Here is an 18092-nt window from a genome sequence, read left to right as displayed (position 1 = left end):
ACCGGCCGCCGCCGGTTCACCATGTTTGGTTCGGCGTGAGTTCGGTATCTGCTAGGGATGGGACGGATCGCAGCGGAAGTGCTTGTCGAGCGGCTGGCCGAGTGGGGCGTGGACACGGTCTACGGGCTGCCCGGGGACGGCATCAACGGGATCATGGAGGGCCTGCGCCGCCACTCCGACCGGGTGAAGTTCGTCCTCGTCCACCACGAGGAAGCGGCCGCGTTCATGGCCACCGCGTACGCGAAGGCGACCGGCAAGCTCGGCGTCTGCCTCGCGACCTCCGGGCCGGGGGGCATCCACCTGCTCAACGGCCTGTACGACGCCAAGCTCGACCACGCGCCGGTCCTGGCCCTGACCGGCCTGCAGGAGACGAGCGTGCTCGGCAGCGGCTACCAGCAGGAGGTCGCGCTCGATCAGCTCTACGCCGACGTGACCGAGTACAACCTCGTCGTGACGAACCCGGCGCAGCTGCCGGGCGTCGTCGACAACGCGATCCGGACCGCGTACGCCCGGCGGGGGGTCGCGCACCTGACGTTCCCGAACGACGTCCAGGTCGCGGACGCGGACGCGGACCCGTACGCGCACGTCTCACCCGCGAACCCCCCGGCGTCGGCGCCGATCTTCCGCCCGGCGCCCGGACGCCCCCGGGAGGACGACCTCCAGGCGGCCGCCGCGGTACTGAACGCGGCGGAGAAGCCCGCGATCCTCGCCGGTGCGGGCGCCCGCCACGCCCGCGACGAGGTCCTGGCGATCGCCGACGCGCTCGGCGCCCCGGTGATCAAGACGCTGCCCGGCAAGGCCGTGATCCCCGACGATTCCGAGTTCGCGGTCGGCGGCATCGGGCTGCTGGGCACGAAGCCCGGCGAGGAGCTGGTCGAGGACTGCGACACGCTCCTCATGGTCGGCACGAACTTCCCGTACACGAAGCACCTGCCCGAACCCGGCACGGTGCGCGTCGTCCAGATCGAAGCCGACCCGGCGCGGGCCGGCGCCCGCCTCCCGACCGAGGTGCCGATGATCGGCGACGCGGCCGAAGCGCTGAGCGCGCTCCTGCCGCTGGTGCACCGGAAGGACGACCGCAAGCACCTGGAGAAGTACCAGGGCAAGATGCGCGACTGGCGCGAGGACATGGAGGACCTGGAGAACGGCAGCCGTTCGCCGATCGCCCCGCAGTACGCGATCGGGGTCGTCGACGACCTGGCCACCGACGACGCGATCCTGACCTGCGACTCCGGCACGATCGCGACCTGGGCGGCCCGGCACTGGACGATCCGCGGCGGCCGCGAGTTCTACCTGTCCGGAAACCTCGCGACGATGGCCGTCGGCCTGCCGTACGCGCTGGCGCTGCAGCACGCGTACCCGGGCCGGCAGGTGATCGCGTACGTCGGCGACGGCGGGTTCGCGATGCTGATGGCCGAGTTCCTCACCGCCGTGCAGCACCGGCTTCCGGTGAAGGTCGTGATCAACAACAACAACTCGCTCGGGCAGATCCTCTGGGAGCAGATGATCCTCGGCTACCCCGAGCACGGCGTGCGGTTCCCTCGTCCGGAGGGCAACTTCGCCGCCTGGGCCGCCGCCTGCGGCGGATACGGCCGGAAGGTCACCGAGGGCTCCGAGGTGCGCGAGGCGATCGCGGGCGCGCTCGCCTTCGACGGTCCGGCCCTCGTCGATGTGGACGTCAATCCGGACGAGCCGCCGCTGCCGGGCAAGGTCGGGTACGAGCAGGCGTCGAAGTTCGCGCAGGCGTGGCTGAAGGGGCAGCCGAACAAGATCGCGACCGCGACGACCCTGTTCAAGGACAAGATCAGCCAGCTGGGCCGGTAGCGGGCCGGTTTCCTCCGGCCCCGGCCGGGTAAGCGGAACCGGAACAGAGAGGGTCAGTCGTGATCGTGCGGTCGTTCTTGGTGGGTGTGGTGACCGGCGGACGGTCGATGACCGGTCTGACGGCAGCGGCGCTCCCGGCGGCGCTCGCCGAAGACGCCGTCGTCGTCGGGCTGGCCGCGCTGGTGCGGCGCTAGGTCCGGGGGTCGCCGGCATGGCAGATTTCGTCGCGGACGGGTTCGAACCCCCGAGCCCGCCGGCCGGGGCCGGGTTCCGCCTCGAGCCGCTGGGCGTCCGGCACAACGAGCGGGACTACGCCGCGTGGACGTCCAGCATGGAGCACATCCGGCAGACGCCGGGCTTCGCCGGCCGGAGCTGGCCGAAGTCCATGTCGCTGGCCGAGAACGGCGACGATCTCGAGCGTCACGCCGCCGACTTCGCGCAGCGGAAAGGCTTCACGTACTCGGTGCTCGACGGTGACGACGTGATCGGCTGCGTGTATGTCTATCCGGGCGCGACCCCCGGTAGCGCGTCGGTCCGGTCCTGGGTGCGGGCCGACCGCGCGGCGCTCGACCCGGTGCTCTACGAGACCGTGTCCGGCTGGCTCAGCGACGAGTGGCCGTTCGAGAGCGTGCTCTACGCCCCGCGATAGCGTCCGGGACGTGACGATCGCCCGGAGGGCCGACGGCAGCGCCGATGCGCGCCCAGCGTCCGGCGACGCGGGCTCCGGCGGTCGACGCGGTGGCCGAGGAGCTCCCTTTCCCGGACCGGAGATTCGACGCGGCCATGACCAGGTTCAGCGTCCACCAGTGGAAAGACCTCGCCGGGGGCCTGCGCGAGATGCGCCGGGTGACCCGCGGTCCGATCGCGATCCTCACCAGCGACCCCGCCCTGCTGCACCGGTTCTGGCTGGCCGACTACGCCCCCGAGGTGATCCGCACCGAGGCGCGCCGGTACCCGCCGATCGACACGATCGCCGACGTGCTCGGCGCCGTCGAGGTCGTCGGGGTCCCGGTACCGCTCGACTGCACCGACGGCTTCAACGAGGCCTACTACGGACGTCCGGAGATGCTGCTCGACCCGCTGGCCCGTACGTCGTGTTCCGCGTGGGGCTTCGTGGACGAGACGACCGCGGGCGACTACGTGGCTCGTCTGGCGTCCGACCTGGAGAACGGGAGCTGGGACCGCGACCTCGGCCACCTCCGGACCCGGCCGGCGTTCGACGGCTCGCTCGTGCTCGTGGTGAGCGGCTGATCCGACCTCCCTGTCTGCCCGAACCGCGAGGTATGTGACCCTTACTGACGCGAAAGCCGAAACTCCGGCGGGAGAGAACGACCCATGGACATCGCACGAAAAGGCCCCGGCGTAGGGGCACTCGTCCCGCGAGCCCGGCTGAACTCCTCGGGCGCGCGCCAGAGCCTGAACGGCGCCTGGCAGTTCCGCGTCTCCCGCGGCCTCGCGGTGGCCCCGGACGACGGCTGGGAGCGCGACGACTACCGCGCCACCGGCTGGACCACGATCCCGGTCCCGGCGCACTGGGTCCTCGAGGGTCACGGCGCCCCCGCGTACACGAACGTCCGGTTCCCGCTCCCGATCGATCCGCCGAACCCACCGGACGAGAACCCGATCGGCGACTACCGGCTGGTGTTCGACGCCGGCCCGGCGCTGCTCAACGGCGCGGTCCTGCGCTTCGACGGCATCGAGTCGGCGGCCGAGGTCTTTCTGAACGGGCACCGGCTCGGCACCACCCGCGGCAGCCGCCTGACCCACGAGTTCGACGTCAAGGGCCGCCTGCGCCCAACCGGCAACACGCTCGCGGTCCGGGTGGCCCAGTTCTCCGACGCCAGCTACCTCGAAGACCAGGACATGTGGTGGCTCCCCGGCATCTTTCGCGACGTCGAGCTGGTCGCGGTGCCCGACATGGGAATCTATGACGTCTTCGCGGTCGCCGACTACGACCCGGAAACCGGCTCCGGAACCCTCGAACTGACGCTCACCGACCCGCACGGCCGCCCCGGCCGGGCCCGGCTCTCGATCCCGGACCTCGGGATCACGCAGGAGATCGACGGCAGCGCCACGCTCACCACCGGCCGGGTCGAACCCTGGTCGGCCGAGACCCCCCGCCTCTACGACGCCACCCTCTCCACCCCGGACGAAGAGGTCCGGCTCCGCCTGGGCTTCCGCCGCGTCGAGGTGCGCGACTCCGTCCTGCTCCTCAACGGACAGCCGCTCCGGTTCCGCGGCGTCAACCGTCACGAGCACGACCCGTCGCACGGGCGGGCGGTGCCGCTCGAGAAGGCCAGGGCCGAGCTCGAGCTCATGAAGCGGCACAACATCAACGCGGTCCGTACCTCGCACTACCCGCCCCATCCGGGCCTCCTCGACCTCACCGACGAACTCGGTCTCTACGTCATCCTCGAGTGCGACCTGGAGACCCACGGCTTCGTCCAGGTCGACTGGCGCGACAACCCCAGCGACGACCCGGAGTGGGAGTCCGCCTACCTCGATCGCATGCAGCGCACCGTGCACCGCGACAAGAACCACGCCAGCGTCCTGTTCTGGTCGCTCGGCAACGAGTCGGGGCACGGCGCGAACCTCGAGGCGATGGCCGCCTGGACGGCGGCGTTCGATCCGTCCCGGCTCATCCACTACGAGCACGACTGGGACTGCACCTACGTCGACGTGTACTCGCGCATGTACGCGACCCACGCCGAGGTGCGGGCCATCGGCGAGGAAGTGCTCACCCCGGCGTCGTTCGACGCGACCCCGGCCCAGCTCCACCGCCGTTCGCTGCCGTTCATCCAGTGCGAGTACGCGCACGCGATGGGCAACGGCCCCGGCGGGCTGCAGGAGTACCAGGAGCTCTTCGACCGTTATCCGCGCCTGGCCGGTGGCTTCGTCTGGGAGTGGATCGAGCACGGCCTCACCGTGGACGGCCGCGTCCTCTACGGCGGCGACTTCGGCGAGGAGACCCACGACGGCAACTTCGTCATCGACGGACTGGTCAGCGCCGATCGGGAGCCCCGCCCCGGCCTGGTCGCGCTCGCGCACTGGTACGCGCCGGTCCGCATCGAGGTCACCGACGCGTCCGTGCGCGTCCACAACCGCTACGACCTGATCGACCTGAGCGGCCTCCGGTTCGTCTGGCGCACCGACGAGGGTGGCTCCGGCACCCTGGACGTGCCTGCGGTGCTGCCCGGGCAGACCGTGGAGGTCCCGCTTCCGGCCACCGGCCCGGTTCTCACCGTCGAAGCCACCCTGGCGAACGCAACGACCTGGGCGGACGCCGGACACGTGGTCGCGCGCGGACAGCGCGCCGACGTCCGGCCCACGGCCCGGCCGGCCACCACGGCCGCGCCCGTCCGCAGCGCGTTCGACCCGGTCTCGATGCGCCTGCAGGCGCTCGGCGGCCTGCGCCTCGACGGCCCGATCCCCAGCCTCTGGCGCGCGCCCACCGACAACGACCGGTACCCCGGCCGCGACGAGCCCGACCTCCCTCCGTACGCCGAACGCTGGGCCGAGGCCGGCATCGACCGGCTCCGCACCCGGCTGGTTTCGGCCACCGACGAGAACGGCACGCTGCGGACGCGCCTGCGCACCGCGCCGCCCGGACGGGACTTCGCGCTCGACGCCGAGTTCCGCTGGTGCCAGGTGCGTCCGGACGCGCTGCTGCTCGACGTCACGATGACGCCACGCGGGCTCTGGCCGGTCGAGTGGGCGCGGCTGGGTCTCGACCTGGTACTGCCGGGCCGCCCGACCGGCCTGGACTGGTTCGGGCTCGGTCCCGGCCCGGCCTACCCCGATCTGGCCGCCGGTGCGTACCTCGGCCGGCACCACGCCGACGCGAACGACCTGTTCACGCCGTACGTCCGGCCGCAGGAGAGCGGGGCCAGGCGCGGCGTGCGGCAGGCGTCGATCTCCACGTCCGCGGGCCGGTTGGGCGTCAGGGTCGTCGAGGGCGGAGTCCCCGAGATCGCCGTCACGGTCTCGCCGTGGAGCCGGAAGACGCTGGCCGCCACCACCCACCACGCCGACCTGGTCGCGGACGGGAACACGTACGTGTCGCTCGACCTGGCGCAATCCGGGCTGGGCACGGCGACCTGCGGGGTCGGGGTGCTGCCGCGGTACCGGCTGCCGGCGCGGCCGGGCCGGGTGTCGCTGCTTCTGGAATCCTCGGCGGGGTGAAGGTACGCATCGGAGTAGGCACCGGGACGCTTCCGGCCGCGGGGTTGGGCCCGCTGGTGGCTTCGCTGGAGCGGCTCGAGGTGGATTCGCTGTGGCTGTCGGAGCAGCTCTCGGCGCCGTCGGTCGAGCCGATGAGTGGGATGGCGTTCGCGCTGGCCCGCACGTCGCGCCTGAAAGTGGGCACCGGCGTCGTCGTGCTGCCCGGTCGCAACCCGGTGCTGTTCGCCAAGGAACTCGCATCGCTCGCGCTGCTGGCGCCCCGCCGGGTGCTGCCGGCGGTCGGGCTCGGACCGGCGCGGAAATCCGAGCGGAGTGCGTTCCCGGTGCCGCCGGGCCGGCGCGGTGCGGTGTTCGACGAGGCGCTGGCCGTCGTCCGCCGGCTGCTCGCGGAGGAGACCGTGACGTTCCGCGGTGAGTTCTTCGCGTTCGAGAACATCGGCCTCGGGGAGCGTCCGGCCCGGCCGCCCGACCTCTGGCTGGGTGGGGCCGTGCCCGCCGCCCTGGAGCGGGTCGGCCGCTACGGCGACGGCTGGCTGGCGAGCAGGCTGACCGCGGCCGAGACCCGGGCCGGTATCGCCGCGATCAACCGGGCCGCCGCGAACGCCGGCCGGGAGATCGAGCAGGACCACTTCGGCTTGAGCCTCCCGGTCGCGTTCGGCGCCCTCCCGGACGCGACGGCCGCCGCCCTGAAAGCCCGCCGCCCGGACGTGGACCCGGCCGAGCTGGTCCCGGTCGGCTGGCCCGCGATCCGGGCCGCCGTCGAGCGGTACGTCCTGGCCGGCGTGACCAAGTTCGTGCTCTACCCGGTGATCGGCCCGGACGGGTGGGACGCCTTCCTCGACGAGTTCGTCCAGCACGCCCGGCCGCTGGAGACTCCGGCGTCTCAGTGAGGTTCCTCGGTCGAGCGGGAGTTGGTGAGCGTGAGCGCACCGGCCGCCGCGACCACGCCGACGATCACCGCGACGACCGCGTAGGTGATCCGCTCGCCGTGGAAGAACGACGCCACCAGGCTCTCGCTCCAGGCCCCAGCCGGTAGCTGGGTGGTCACCAGCGCGGCGATGAACGTGCCGATCAGGGCGGTTCCGATGCTCGTCCCGACCTCCTGCGCGGTGTCGTTGAGCGCGGTCCCGATCGACGTGCGGTTGCTCGGCATCGCGTCGACCAGGGCGATGGCACAGATCGTCATGACCGTGCGCAGCCCGATCGTCATCGCGACCATGCAGACCGCGATGACCGTGTACCCGTGGTCGACACCCCAGGAGAGCCCGGCCAGCGAGCCGGCCAGGAACACCGCACCGACCAGAACGGCGACGCGGTGGCCGAACTGCTTCGCGAGCCACTCCGACAGCGGGGTCGCCGCCAGCATCGTCACGATGATCGGCAGGTTCGCCAGGCCGGCCCGCACCGGGCTCCACCCGTAGGCGTACTGGAAGTGCAGGATCAGCCCGAACATCACGGTGGCCATCGCGATCGACGTCCCGATCTGGGCGATCGACGCACCCCGGACGGTGCCGTTCGAGAACAGGCTCAGGTCGAGCATGGGGGCCGCACTGCGGCGCTCGTGCCAGACGAACCCGACCGCCGCGGCGACCGCACCGGCGAACGACACGAGCGTGATCCCGGAGCCCCAGCCGTGCTCGATGCCGCTGGTCAGCGAGTAGCACGCGAGCCCGATGGCGGTGACGCTGAGCAGGGCGCCGGGCAGATCGAGCTTGTCGTCGGTCAGGTCCTCGCGCCGGTCGGCCGGCACCCCGAGCCGGACGCCGATGCAGGCGATCAGCGCGATCGGAGCGTTGACCAGCAGCAGCCACTGCCACTGGAAGTGGGCCAGCGCGGTACCACCCAGCAACGGGCCGAGCACGAACCCTGACATGCCGACCATGATCATCACGGTCATCGCCCGCATGCGCAGCGTCTGGTCGTCGAACAGGCGGAAGACCAGCGAGTTCGTGATCGGCGCCATGGCCGCGGCGGCGATACCGAGTCCGGCTCGCAGCGCGATCAGCTGCCAGCTCTCCGACACCGCGACGACCGCCAGGCTGAGCAGGCCGAACACCGTGAGCCCGACCAGCAGGACCCGGCGCCGCCCGAGCCGGTCGGCCATCGACCCGGCGGTGAGCAGGAGGCCGCCGAACGTCAACGAGTATGCCCCGGTGACCCACTGCAGTGCGGTGGTGCCGCTCCCGAGATCGCGGCCGATCGTCGGCAGCGCGATCGACAACAACGTGTTGTCGACCATCTCGACGAAGAAGGCCAGGCAGAGAGCGGCCAGCGGGATCCAGGCCGCGCCGAGCGACCGGTAGGTGTGCGACGTGCGGACCGGTAGGGCGACGTCGGGCGGGGAGGTAGTCACGGGTGGACCCTTCGTAGCGAACGCCGCTCTCAGCTCGGCAGGAGACGTACATTCGGTGATCGGCAGACACTGATCGGTCATGAGGCCTGGTGCGCCCCGCCGACCACTTTGACCGCCCTGCCTGTCACCCCGCGCACACGTCGCTGTCAGCCGTTCCCCGCGCCTGTCAGCCCGCCGTCATCGCGATCCGGCGGCCGTCAGCGTCGCGGTGATCGGTGCGAGCTCGGCGGCCAGATCGTCGAGTTCTTCCGGGGACAACGCGTCGTACGGCGGGGCGGCGAGTTCGTCGGTCACCGCCTCGATGCGCGCCTTGGTCTCCCGGCCGGCGTCGGTGAACCGCCCGTCGGCGTCGAGGAGCCCGCGCTCGCGCATCCCGTCCATGACCGCGGCCAGCCGCTTCTTCGGCAGATGGTGGATGCGCCCGAACGACTCGGCCGGGTGGATGCCCGCGTCCAGCGCGCCGAGCACGTGGGCCTCGGTGCCGCCGATGCCCGCGCCGAGGAGCGCGGCGATGTGCCCGTCGCCGCGGTGCTCGCGCAGCATGGTCGCCGAGTGCCACAGCCGGGCGACCGGGTCGACGGGCAGCGCGAGCGTGCGCATCCCGGCATACATCATCCGGCCCTCGGTGGACGCGCCGGTCGCGGCCGTGGTGGTGAGGTCGGCAGCGCGCAGCAGGCCCGGCGAGGTGGCCAGCTCGGCGCCGAGGATCCGCCGCACCGACGCCGCGCTGCCCCGCTCCCGCGCGGCGACCGAGGCCTCGGCCGGGATCGTCTCCCACGCGCTCGGGATATGCCGCGCGGCCTCACCGTCGGCGAAGTTGTAGAACGCCGCGTGGACGACCTCCGCCGGCACCCGCCCCAGCGGCGCGGCCCGGCTGGCGAAGTAGCCGTCCCAGTAGGTGGGGTGACCGAGCGCGGCCAGCTCCTCGTTGCACTCGTCCGCCAGGAACGTGACGAGGCAGATCGGCTCCAGCAGCTCGAACATGCGGCGGGCGGTCCGGGGACTGGTGCGGGTCATGAGGTGGCTCCGTGGTCTCGGCAGGTCGTGTCATCCCTACTACGAGCCGGGCCGCCCGGCTCCGACAGCCACGCCGGTAGCTTTTCGGGTGCGTCGAAATCGGAGCGCGGTCCTGAGTGGAACGCGGACGGCCGGTAGGCTCGGCGGCGCCGTCGTTGAACCGTCTTCGGGAGGACCGGCCGTGACCGACAGCGAGGCTGAAGCCGCCGCCAGCACCAAGATCGACACGAGCGTGCCGCACTCGGCGCGGGTCTGGAACTACTGGCTGGGTGGGAAGGACAACTTCGCGATCGACCGCGCGGTGGGTGACGACTTCGCCCACCTGTACCCGGACATCACCGTGGTGGCCCGCACGTCCCGCGCCTTCCTCAAGCGGGCCGTGACCCATCTGGCCGCCGAAGCCGGCGTGCGCCAGTTCCTGGACATCGGCACGGGCATCCCGACGGCGGAGAACACGCACCAGGTCGCGCAGGCCGCCGCGCCCGACGCCAAGGTCGTGTACGTCGACAACGACCCGCTGGTCCTCGTGCACGCCCGGGCGCTGCTGACCAGCACGGCGACCGGCTCGACCGAGTACATCGACGCCGACCTGAGGGCGCCGGACACGATCCTGGAGGCCGCGGCCCGGACCACGCTCGACCTGACCCAGCCGGTCGCGCTGATCCTGATGAACATCCTCGGTCACGTCCCCGACCTGGACGAGGCCGTGTCGATCGTCCGCCGTCTGATGGATGCCCTGCCGTCGGGCAGCTACCTGGTGACGGCCGACGGCACCAATGTGATCGACGGGCCGGCGTTCGAGGAGGCGATCGGCGTCTGGAACGCGAACGCGCCGCTCTCGTACCACCTGCGCCACCCCGACCAGCTGGCCCAGTTCCTGACCGGCCTGAACGTCCTCGACCCGGGCCTGGTCCCGTGCGGTCGCTGGCGCCCCGCCGCCGACGAAGATCCCGCTCTGCTGCGCGAGGTGGACGAGTACGGCGCCGTGGCCGCCAAACCCTGACGCCCTAGAATTCGCGGCATGTCCCTCTCCGCCGCGGAGGCGCTGCCGGGTGGACGCGCGTGAACGCCCGGCCCGCCGCCACCGACGCGTTCCGGCTCGCGCGGCGGACGTTCATGGCGGGCGACCGGGTGGACCTGAAAAGCCTCGCCACCGCGCTCGACGTCGACCGCAGCACGCTGTTCCGGTGGCTGGGCAACCGGGACCAGCTCCTGGTCGACATCCTGATCTCGCTCAGTGACCCCACGCTCTCCGCGATCGTCGTGGGTGCCGAGGGCACCGGCGGCCGGCGCGTCGCCCGGATCGCGGGGGAGTACGCCGCCGCGCTGATCGGGGCGTCGTACTACCGGGAGTTCATGCGGCGGGAGCCCGAGCGTGCGCTCCGTCTCATCACGACCAAGGCCAGCCCGGTGCAGCGGCGGGTCGTCGACGAGTTCGCCCGCGTGCTCGAACAGGAGTGCGCCCGCGGTGAGCTGACCCATCCGCTCCGGACGAACGACCTCGCCTACCTCATCGTGCGGATCATCGAGTCGTTCATCTACGCCGACCTGATCACCGGCGACGAGCCCGATGCCGCCAAGGTCGAGACCGCCGTCGCGGCGGTGCTGCGTGTCGACGACGTTTCCGCACCCTTGACCGTGTGACGCAGGTCATGCCACCGTGGGGGTGCAACGTTTGAGCAAACGTTGCATCGCACGGCCCGGCGAGGGGATACGGATATGACCGAGGTGCACGGCCACGTCACCGACGGCTTCTCCGCCGTGAGCGACGCGCTGGCCAAGAACTTGGCTGACGGCGTCGAAGTGGGCGCGAGCCTCGTCGTGAACATCGACGGCGAGAACGTCGTCGACCTCTGGGGCGGTCATCGGGACGCGGCCCGTACCCAGCCGTGGACCGAGGACACGATCGTCACGATCTGGTCCTCGACCAAGACCGTCACCAGCCTGGCCGCGCTGATGCTCGTCGACCGCGGCCTGCTCGACCCCTACGAGCGGGTCTCGCGCTACTGGCCCGAGTTCGCCGCCAACGGCAAGGAATCGGTCGAGGTGCGACACCTGCTCAGCCACACCTCCGGCGTCTCGGCCTGGGAGCAGCCCTTCGCGGCGGAGGACAGCTACGACGTCGCCGCGGCCACCGCCAGGCTCGCCGCCCAGCCGCCCTGGTGGAAGCCCGGCACCGCGAGCGGCTACCACGCCAGCAACTTCGGGCACCTGGTGGGCGAACTGGTGCGCCGGGTCTCCGGCCGGAGCCTGACCGACTTCGTGGCCGAGGAGATCGCCGGCCCGGTCGGGGCCGACTTCCGGATCGGGGCCCGACCGGCCGACCGCGAACGCATCGCCACGATGCTGGCCCCCACCGCCGCCGCCGCGGCCCCGGCCGACCTGCCCGCTCCGGATCCCGACAGCGTGTTCTTCAAGACGTTGACGGGTTCCTTCCAGGACCCCGCGATCGCCAACACCCCGCAGTGGCTCGCGGCCGAGAACGGCGCCTGCAACGGGCACGGCAACGCCCACTCGGTGGCCCGGATCATGTCGGCGCTGGCCCTGGGAGGCGTCACCGGGGGAGTGCGGTTACTCCGGCCCGAGACCATCGAACTCATCTTCGACGAGCAGGCCCACGGCATCGACCTCTTCCTGGGCATCCCGCTCCGCTGGGGGATCGGGTACGCCCTTCCCGAGCCCGAAGGCACGTCGTTCGTCCCGGCCGGGAAGGTGTGCTTCTGGGGTGGCTGGGGCGGTTCGCTGGTCATCATGGACCTCGACCGGCGGATGACGATCAGCTACCTGATGAACCAGATGCAGCCCGGGGTGATCGGCTCCGCGGTGTCGGCCGGCTACTGCGAGGTCATCGCCGCTTGCGCCGCGGCAGCGGGCTGACCGCGGCACGAGTCCCCGCGCCCCGGCGGGAGTCCGGACGCGACACTTCGGACCGCGATCGGCCCGGTCGGGACAGGACGGTGGTGATGGGGCATGATGACCGGCCATGACGCCTCCGCCGCTGCCTACCGTGCGCCGCCGTCCGGCCTCGATCGTCGTCGCGGTACTGACGCTCGGACTATCGGTGGCCTGGTCGTTGGTCAACGCCGTCGTCGGTGAGGCCGGGAGGGGCGGCCTGAACGTCTTCACGATCTTCCTGACGTTCGTGCTCGGCGTGGCGGTGTGGCAGGGCACCCGGATCGGCTCGGGCGTCGCGCTCGCGCTCGGCGTCCTCCTGATGCTGCTGGGCGGGTTGAACCTCGTCGCCGGCAGCGACGACTCGAACGTCGGACGGATCGTCGGCGCGGCCGGCCTCGCCATCGGGGCGCTGCTCGTGGTGATGCTGCTGTTGCCGGCCAGCCTCGAGTACTGCTGGGGCGAGAAACCCGGCTACTGAGCGAGTTTCCGTCCCCGGGAACCGAGCCGGTGGATACATTCCTCGCACAGGCTCGCGTACCTCGCCGGCCGCGCTCACGAGTGGGCTGATGGAACCGATCACGAGTCGCGACTCCGACGGTCCCCGGCGCTCGGCCGCCGAGCAGGCGGCCCTGCGGCGGCTCGCCACGCTGGTCGCCCAGGGCGCCGAGCGAGCGGAGATCTTCGAGGCGCTGGTCACCGAGCTGGGCCTGTCGATGCCGGCGACCGATGCCGCCCTGGTGCGGTTGCACGGCGACGAGACCGTCACGATCATCGGCCGCTGGAACGAGCACACCGGATACCAGAACATCGAGGTCGGTCATCCGTTCGGCACCGGGACCCTGGCCCGGTCGATCTGGGACTCCGGCCGCCCGAGCCGCACCGCGACCTACACGAACGCCTCCGGCTCGCTGGCCGAGATGATCCGCGGCTGGGGCTGGCGGTCGTCGGTCGGCGCCCCGGTGGTGGTCAACGCGGAGGTGTGGGGTCTCACCGCCGTCGGGTCGACGGACGGTACCGCGTATCCACCGGGCACCGAGGAAAAGCTGGCCGCGTTCACGGAGTTGCTGGCCAGCGCGATCGCCATCGCCCAGAGCCGCGAAGAGATCGAGCAGCTCGCCGCCGAGCAGACCGCGCTGCGGCGGGTGGCCGAGCTCGCGGCGCACGACGCCTCGCCCGGCGAGGTGTTCGAGGCGGTCGTCACCGAGGCGGCGGGACTCGTCGGGGTCGCGTTCACGACGCTGCTGCGGTTCGCGCCCGACGGGGCGACGGAGGTCGTCGCGATCCACGATCCGCCGGAGGGCGTCACGGTGGGAATGCGGGCACCGGCCGCCGGCGACGGCGCGACCCAGCGGGTGTGGCGGACCGGCCGTCCGGCCCGGACGAACCGGCTGCCGGACGTGTCGGGAGCCTGGCCGAAATTGGCCGCGGGCCGCGGATACCTGTCCAGTGCGGCCGCGCCGATCCTGGCCGAGGACCGGTTGTGGGGCGTCCTGGTCGCGGCCGGACGACACGCGCTGCCGCCACTCATCGAGGAGAAGCTCTCGAGTTTCGCCGGGCTGGCCGGCACGGCGATCGCCAGTTCCCAGGCCCGGGCCGACGTCCAGGCGCTCGCCGACGAACAGGCCGCGTTGCTGCGCGTCGCCCAGCAGGTCGCCGGCGGCGAACCGTCCGACGCCGTGTTCGCGGCCGTGGCCGACGAGGCGCGGCAGCTGCTGGGCGGCCGGCCGATGACCCTCGTGCGCTTCGAGGAAGACGAGGCGCTGATCGTCATCAGCCGGAGCGGCGGGCCGGCGCCGCCCGGAACACACCTCGACTACGAGCCGGGCACGTTGCCCGACCGCGTCCGGCGCTCGGCGGGTGCCGTGCGCGTGGACGACTACCGCACCGAGCCCGACGCCGAACTCGCCGTCCAGTTCGGGTTGTCCGCGGCGGTCGCGGCGCCGATCGCGGTGGAGAGCCGCGTCTGGGGCATGCTCACCGCCACCTCGGCCGACGGACCGCTGGAGCTCGGTACCGAAGAACGCCTGCAGCGGTTCGCCAATCTGGTCGGTACCGCGGTCAGCAACGCGGCGAGCCGCGCGCAGCTCGTCGCGTCCCGCGCGCGTGTCCTTTCGACGGCCGACGAGACCCGTCGCCGGCTCCAGCGCGACGTGCACGACGGCGCCCAGCAACGCCTCGTCCACACCGTGATCACGCTGAAGCTGGCGCGGCTGGCTCTGGCCCAGGGCGACCTGCCGACCGGCGTCGATCGGGTCGAGGAGGCACTCAAGCACGCCCAGCGGGCCACCACCGAACTACGGGAGATCGTCAGCGGGATCCTTCCGGCGGCGTTGACACGCAGCGGCCTGCGCGGCGGGGTGGAATCACTCCTGGCCGACCTGCCGCTGCCGGTCGACGCCCTCGTCGACGTGCCGCGCGTGGCGGTGGAGGTCGAGACCACGGCCTACTTCGTGATCGCCGAGGCGCTCACGAACGTCGTCAAGCACGCGCAGGCCGGCCGGGCCTGGATCCGCGCCGAGCTCAGCGCGGGCGCCATCCGCATCGAGGTGCGCGACGACGGGGAGGGTGGTGCCGAGGCCGGACGGGGATCCGGTCTGACCGGCCTGTTCGATCGCGTCGAGGCGGGCGGTGGCCGGCTGCGGGTGAGCAGCCCGCCGGGGAAGGGAACGACGATCGAGGCGACGTTACCGGTCGGCGACCCGCCTGCCGCCGGCACCGGGTCGTCCGCTGCCGGGTGAACCCGCCGGGCTCATCGTGGGCGGTTGGCCGCGCGCAGATACGTGAGCACCGCCTGGACGCGGCGGTGTTCGCTGTCCACGGGGGCGATGCGCAGCTTGCGGAAGATCGCCGTCACGTGCTTCTCCACCGACGCGGCGCTGATCAGCAGGCTCTCCGCGACACCCTGATTGGACAGTCCCTCGGCCATCGCGGCGAGCACGGCCAGCTCGCGAGGAGTGAGGAGTCGCAGGGGACCGTCCTGCACGCGGCGCCCGAGCATCCGGGCGACGACTTCGGGATCCAGCGCGCTGCCGCCGGCCGCGACGCGATGGACGGCGTCGACGAAGGCCGTGACGTCCCCGACCCGTTCCTTGAGCAGGTATCCGACCCCTTCGGGCCGTTCGCCGACCAGATCCGCCACGTAGGCCGGCTCGCAGAACTGCGACAGGATGAGCACACCGATCCCCGGTGAACGGCGGCGCAGCTGGATCGCGGCCCGTAAGCCGTCGTCCTCCCGCTTCGGTGGCATCTGCACGTCGGTGACGACGACGTCGGGACGATAGGCGAGGCTGCGCCGCAGCAGGTCGTCGGCATCGCCGGAGAGGGCGACGACCTCGAGGCCGGCGTCGGTGAGTATCCGGGCGACGCCCTCGCGCAGCAGCACGTCGTCCTCGCCGATCGCGACGCGGAGCGGACGGGCGACCTCAGCGCTCTTCGTCATCGGCTCGATCCTCGAGAAGTCGTTGCAACGCGGGGCTCAGCAGCTCGTCCTTCGGAAAGAACCCGGCCGCTCCGGCCCGCGCGGCGGCGGCCACGTTCGCCGGGTCGGCGTCGGAGGAGAAGAGGACGACGCGCTGGATCGACGGCTTGGCCCGGAGCCGGCGGGTGAGGGAGAACCCGTCACCGTCCGGCAGACCGACGTCGACCAGCGCGACGGTGGGACGTCGGGCGTCCGCGTAGTCGAGTGCCTCGGCGACCGACCCGGCTTCGCCGATCGTCGTATGCCCCCAGCTCCGCAAGATGCGCACGAGGAGTTCCCGGAGTGGTGCGTCGTCGTCGACGACGAGGATTGAGCCCAGCATCCGTTCATCGTTACAGCGTGGCGCGGGTGGTGGCGGTAGGGCTAGCCGGAAACGGCTTCCGGGCCACCGGCCGGGACGACACCCGGCGAGCCCCCTCGGTCTTCGGGTCAACCGCCCTGGTCCGCGTACCCGGCGTTTGCCAGGTTTGAACCACCCCGAACGACCGAGGAGCGCACATGTCCACCGTGACCGTCGGCACCGAGAACACGACCTCCATCGATCTGTACTACGAAGACCACGGAAGCGGACCGGCCGTCGTCCTGATCAGCGGCTGGCCGTTCGACAGCCGTTCCTGGGAGCCCCAGGTCCACCCGCTGCTGGCGGCCGGCTATCGGGTTATCACGTACGACCGGCGCGGGTTCGGGCGTTCCGGCCGGCCCTCCGTCGGCTACGACTTCGACACGCTGGCCGCCGACCTCGACACGCTGCTGACCACGCTCGACCTGCGCGACGTCACGCTGGTCGGGCTCTCCCTGGGCACCGGGGAAGTCGCTCGCTACATCGGCGTCAACGGCACCCAGCGCCTCCGGTCGTGCGTGTTCATCGAGAGCCTCGCGCCCTCGTTCGTCAAGTCCGACGAGAACCCGCTGGGCGTCGACCGGGCCGGCGTCGACGGCGTCCAGCAGGCGATCCTGCACGATCGGCCGGCCTGGCTGACCGGGCTGATCGGCGACATGCTGAACCTCGACGAACTGCTCGGCACGCGCGTCAGCGAGGAAGCCGTGCGCAATCTGTGGAACGCCGGTGCCGACGCCTCACCGGAGGCGACCTGGGCCTGCCCCGAGACCTGGCTCGACGACTTCCACCACGACATCAAACGCGTCGACGTCCCGGCGCTGGTGCTGCACGGCACCGCCGACCGCATCCTGTCGATCGAGGGACAGGGGCGCCGGATGCACGCCGCGCTGCCGGACGCGCACTACGTCGAGATCGAGGGCGGCCCGCACCTGCTCTGTCTGAGCCACGCCGAGGAAGTCAACCGCGAACTGCTCGCGTTCCTCGCCCGCTAGACCACCCTCGCCGTCCGGCAATTCCCCAAGGAGCAGATCGATGTCAGAGCACCCCGCCGTCGTCCTGGAAGCCGCCGCTCAGCAACTGGTGGAGGCCACTGCCAAGCCCCCGTTCCTCGTCGATCTCGGACCCGACGGTGCCCGCCAGGTCCTCGTCGACCTGCAGGCCGCACCGGTCGAGAAGCTGCCGGTCGACGACGAGTGGATCACCGTCCCGGCCGCCGTCGGCGACGTCCGGGTCCGGCTGGTCAAACCGCTCGACGCCGGGCCCGTGCTGCCGGTCGTCGTCTACATGCACGGGGGCGGATGGATCCTGGGCAACGCCGGGACCCACGACCGGCTCGTCCGCGAACTCGCGGTCGGTGCGCACGCCGCCGTCGCCTTCGTCGAGTACACGCCCTCCCCGGAAGCGCACTACCCGGTGGCGATCGAACAGGGTTACGCGGTGGCGCGGTGGATCACCCGGGAGGGTGCCGCACACGGTCTGGACGCCGGCCGGATGGCGGTGGCCGGCGAATCCGTCGGCGGCAACATGGCGGCGGCGCTGGCCCTGATGGCCAAGGAGCGCGGGGATGTCACGTTCGTGCAGCAGTCGCTGTACTACCCGGTCACCGACGCGGCCATGGACACCGACTCCTACCGGCGGTTCGCCTCCGGGTACTACCTCACCCGGGCCTCCATGGAGTGGTTCTGGGACGCCTACGCGCCCGAGAAGCCGCAGCGCTCGGAGATCACCGCCTCGCCGAACCAGGCCACGATCGAGCAGGTCCGCGGGCTGCCCCCGACCCTGCTGTTCGTCGACGAAGCCGACGTCCTGCGCGACGAGGGCGAGGCCTACGCGGCCAAGCTGCGCGCCGCCGGGGTGTCGATCACGACCGTGCGCTACGACGGCACGGTGCACGATTTCATGCTGCTCAACTCCCTCACCGACACCCGCGCGACCCGAGCCGCCGTCGAGCAGGCCACGAGCTTCCTGCGCGCGGCGCTCGCCGAGAAGTGAGCGGGACGGGT

Annotated in this window: 16 protein-coding genes and 1 pseudogene; 13 read left to right on the top strand and 4 right to left on the bottom strand. The window is 71.8% G+C overall.

Going from position 1 to position 18092, the window contains the following annotated elements; all coding sequences use genetic code 11:
* Window positions 1-57: 57 nt before the first annotated feature.
* The 6 genes and pseudogenes from ACIBZJ_RS03790 (at window position 58) to ACIBZJ_RS03765 (ending at window position 6896) form a co-directional block, all read left to right on the top strand.
* Window positions 58-1824 carry a thiamine pyrophosphate-dependent enzyme gene (locus ACIBZJ_RS03790; protein WP_395925117.1) on the top strand — a complete coding sequence of 589 codons (1767 nt, stop codon included), beginning with the start codon at window positions 58-60 and terminating at the stop codon, window positions 1822-1824.
* A 65-nt stretch (window positions 1825-1889) separates the two neighbouring features.
* Window positions 1890-2018 carry a hypothetical protein gene (locus ACIBZJ_RS03785; RefSeq protein WP_395925115.1) on the top strand — a complete coding sequence of 43 codons (129 nt, stop codon included), beginning with the start codon at window positions 1890-1892 and terminating at the stop codon, window positions 2016-2018.
* Between the two features lie 17 nt (window positions 2019-2035).
* On the top strand, window positions 2036-2473 hold the full coding sequence (locus ACIBZJ_RS03780; RefSeq protein WP_395925113.1) for an N-acetyltransferase: 438 nt from the start codon (window positions 2036-2038) through the stop codon (window positions 2471-2473).
* A 35-nt stretch (window positions 2474-2508) separates the two neighbouring features.
* A pseudogene (locus tag ACIBZJ_RS03775) lies at window positions 2509-3075 on the top strand (class I SAM-dependent methyltransferase); the annotation flags it as partial.
* A gap of 84 nt (window positions 3076-3159) precedes the next feature.
* Entirely contained in the window at window positions 3160-6006 is a 2847-nt protein-coding gene (locus tag ACIBZJ_RS03770) for a glycoside hydrolase family 2 TIM barrel-domain containing protein (protein WP_395925111.1), read from the top strand.
* Entirely contained in the window at window positions 6003-6896 is an 894-nt protein-coding gene (locus tag ACIBZJ_RS03765) for a TIGR03854 family LLM class F420-dependent oxidoreductase (RefSeq protein ID WP_395925109.1), read from the top strand. The genes ACIBZJ_RS03770 and ACIBZJ_RS03765 overlap by 4 nt, the downstream gene beginning before the upstream one ends.
* Here ACIBZJ_RS03765 and ACIBZJ_RS03760 read toward each other — a convergent pair.
* Window positions 6890-8245: an MFS transporter gene (locus ACIBZJ_RS03760; protein ID WP_395926011.1), complete on the bottom strand. Its 1356-nt coding sequence runs from the start codon at window positions 8243-8245 to the stop codon at window positions 6890-6892. The two genes, ACIBZJ_RS03765 and ACIBZJ_RS03760, sit on opposite strands and share 7 nt — an antisense overlap.
* Window positions 8246-8536: 291 nt before the next feature.
* On the bottom strand, window positions 8537-9343 hold the full coding sequence (locus tag ACIBZJ_RS03755) for a MarR family transcriptional regulator (RefSeq protein WP_395926009.1): 807 nt from the start codon (window positions 9341-9343) through the stop codon (window positions 8537-8539).
* A gap of 214 nt (window positions 9344-9557) precedes the next feature.
* On the opposite strand from ACIBZJ_RS03755, the gene ACIBZJ_RS03750 reads away from it, so the two are divergent.
* From ACIBZJ_RS03750 to ACIBZJ_RS03730, 5 genes are all read left to right on the top strand, one after another.
* Complete coding sequence (locus ACIBZJ_RS03750) at window positions 9558-10379, top strand: SAM-dependent methyltransferase (protein ID WP_395925107.1); 822 nt, start codon at window positions 9558-9560, stop codon at window positions 10377-10379.
* A gap of 59 nt (window positions 10380-10438) precedes the next feature.
* The gene (locus tag ACIBZJ_RS03745) at window positions 10439-11020 is read left to right on the top strand and encodes a QsdR family transcriptional regulator (protein ID WP_395925106.1); all 582 of its coding nucleotides are present in this window, start codon (window positions 10439-10441) and stop codon (window positions 11018-11020) included.
* Window positions 11021-11095: 75 nt separating this feature from the next.
* Window positions 11096-12253: a serine hydrolase domain-containing protein gene (locus ACIBZJ_RS03740; RefSeq protein ID WP_395925104.1), complete on the top strand. Its 1158-nt coding sequence runs from the start codon at window positions 11096-11098 to the stop codon at window positions 12251-12253.
* 106 nt (window positions 12254-12359) lie between these two features.
* A complete protein-coding gene (locus ACIBZJ_RS03735; RefSeq protein ID WP_395925102.1) occupies window positions 12360-12749 on the top strand; it encodes a hypothetical protein in 390 nt (129 codons plus the stop codon).
* Window positions 12750-12837: 88 nt separating this feature from the next.
* Entirely contained in the window at window positions 12838-15009 is a 2172-nt protein-coding gene (locus ACIBZJ_RS03730; protein ID WP_395925100.1) for a GAF domain-containing protein, read from the top strand.
* A gap of 11 nt (window positions 15010-15020) precedes the next feature.
* Here ACIBZJ_RS03730 and ACIBZJ_RS03725 read toward each other — a convergent pair whose 3' ends face one another.
* Together ACIBZJ_RS03725 and ACIBZJ_RS03720 are read right to left on the bottom strand one after the other, a co-directional pair.
* Entirely contained in the window at window positions 15021-15710 is a 690-nt protein-coding gene (locus ACIBZJ_RS03725; RefSeq protein ID WP_395925098.1) for a LuxR C-terminal-related transcriptional regulator, read from the bottom strand.
* The gene (locus ACIBZJ_RS03720) at window positions 15694-16071 is read right to left on the bottom strand and encodes a response regulator (protein ID WP_395925096.1); all 378 of its coding nucleotides are present in this window, start codon (window positions 16069-16071) and stop codon (window positions 15694-15696) included. The genes ACIBZJ_RS03725 and ACIBZJ_RS03720 overlap by 17 nt, the downstream gene beginning before the upstream one ends.
* A gap of 176 nt (window positions 16072-16247) precedes the next feature.
* On the opposite strand from ACIBZJ_RS03720, the gene ACIBZJ_RS03715 reads away from it, so the two are divergent.
* Together ACIBZJ_RS03715 and ACIBZJ_RS03710 are read left to right on the top strand one after the other, a co-directional pair.
* Window positions 16248-17081, top strand: coding sequence for an alpha/beta fold hydrolase (locus ACIBZJ_RS03715; RefSeq protein WP_395925094.1), 834 nt, complete (start codon window positions 16248-16250; stop codon window positions 17079-17081).
* 40 nt (window positions 17082-17121) lie between these two features.
* Window positions 17122-18081, top strand: a complete 960-nt coding sequence (locus ACIBZJ_RS03710; RefSeq protein WP_395925092.1) for an alpha/beta hydrolase — start codon at window positions 17122-17124, stop codon at window positions 18079-18081.
* The last annotated feature ends 11 nt before the right edge of the window (window positions 18082-18092 follow it).

Source organism: Cryptosporangium sp. NPDC051539 (genome assembly GCF_044454545.1).
In the GTDB taxonomy this organism is placed as follows: Bacteria; Actinomycetota; Actinomycetes; order Mycobacteriales; family Cryptosporangiaceae; genus Cryptosporangium.
Note: the sequence above shows the minus strand (reverse complement) of the source record. Positions and strands in the feature narration are given on the sequence as shown.

Excerpts from the sequence above, each read along its gene's own strand:
- ACIBZJ_RS03790 (WP_395925117.1), top strand. The coding sequence starts at position 58 with ATGGGACGGATCGCAGCGGAAGTGCTTGTCGAGCGGCTGGCCGAGTGG.
- ACIBZJ_RS03780 (WP_395925113.1), top strand. The coding sequence starts at position 2,036 with ATGGCAGATTTCGTCGCGGACGGGTTCGAACCCCCGAGCCCGCCGGCC.
- ACIBZJ_RS03770 (WP_395925111.1), top strand. The coding sequence starts at position 3,160 with ATGGACATCGCACGAAAAGGCCCCGGCGTAGGGGCACTCGTCCCGCGA.
- ACIBZJ_RS03760 (WP_395926011.1), bottom strand. The coding sequence starts at position 8,245 with ATGGTCGACAACACGTTGTTGTCGATCGCGCTGCCGACGATCGGCCGC.
- ACIBZJ_RS03755 (WP_395926009.1), bottom strand. The coding sequence starts at position 9,343 with ATGTTCGAGCTGCTGGAGCCGATCTGCCTCGTCACGTTCCTGGCGGAC.
- ACIBZJ_RS03740 (WP_395925104.1), top strand. The coding sequence starts at position 11,096 with ATGACCGAGGTGCACGGCCACGTCACCGACGGCTTCTCCGCCGTGAGC.
- ACIBZJ_RS03735 (WP_395925102.1), top strand. The coding sequence starts at position 12,360 with ATGACGCCTCCGCCGCTGCCTACCGTGCGCCGCCGTCCGGCCTCGATC.
- ACIBZJ_RS03730 (WP_395925100.1), top strand. The coding sequence starts at position 12,838 with ATGGAACCGATCACGAGTCGCGACTCCGACGGTCCCCGGCGCTCGGCC.
- ACIBZJ_RS03725 (WP_395925098.1), bottom strand. The coding sequence starts at position 15,710 with ATGACGAAGAGCGCTGAGGTCGCCCGTCCGCTCCGCGTCGCGATCGGC.
- ACIBZJ_RS03720 (WP_395925096.1), bottom strand. The coding sequence starts at position 16,071 with ATGCTGGGCTCAATCCTCGTCGTCGACGACGACGCACCACTCCGGGAA.
- ACIBZJ_RS03715 (WP_395925094.1), top strand. The coding sequence starts at position 16,248 with ATGTCCACCGTGACCGTCGGCACCGAGAACACGACCTCCATCGATCTG.
- ACIBZJ_RS03710 (WP_395925092.1), top strand. The coding sequence starts at position 17,122 with ATGTCAGAGCACCCCGCCGTCGTCCTGGAAGCCGCCGCTCAGCAACTG.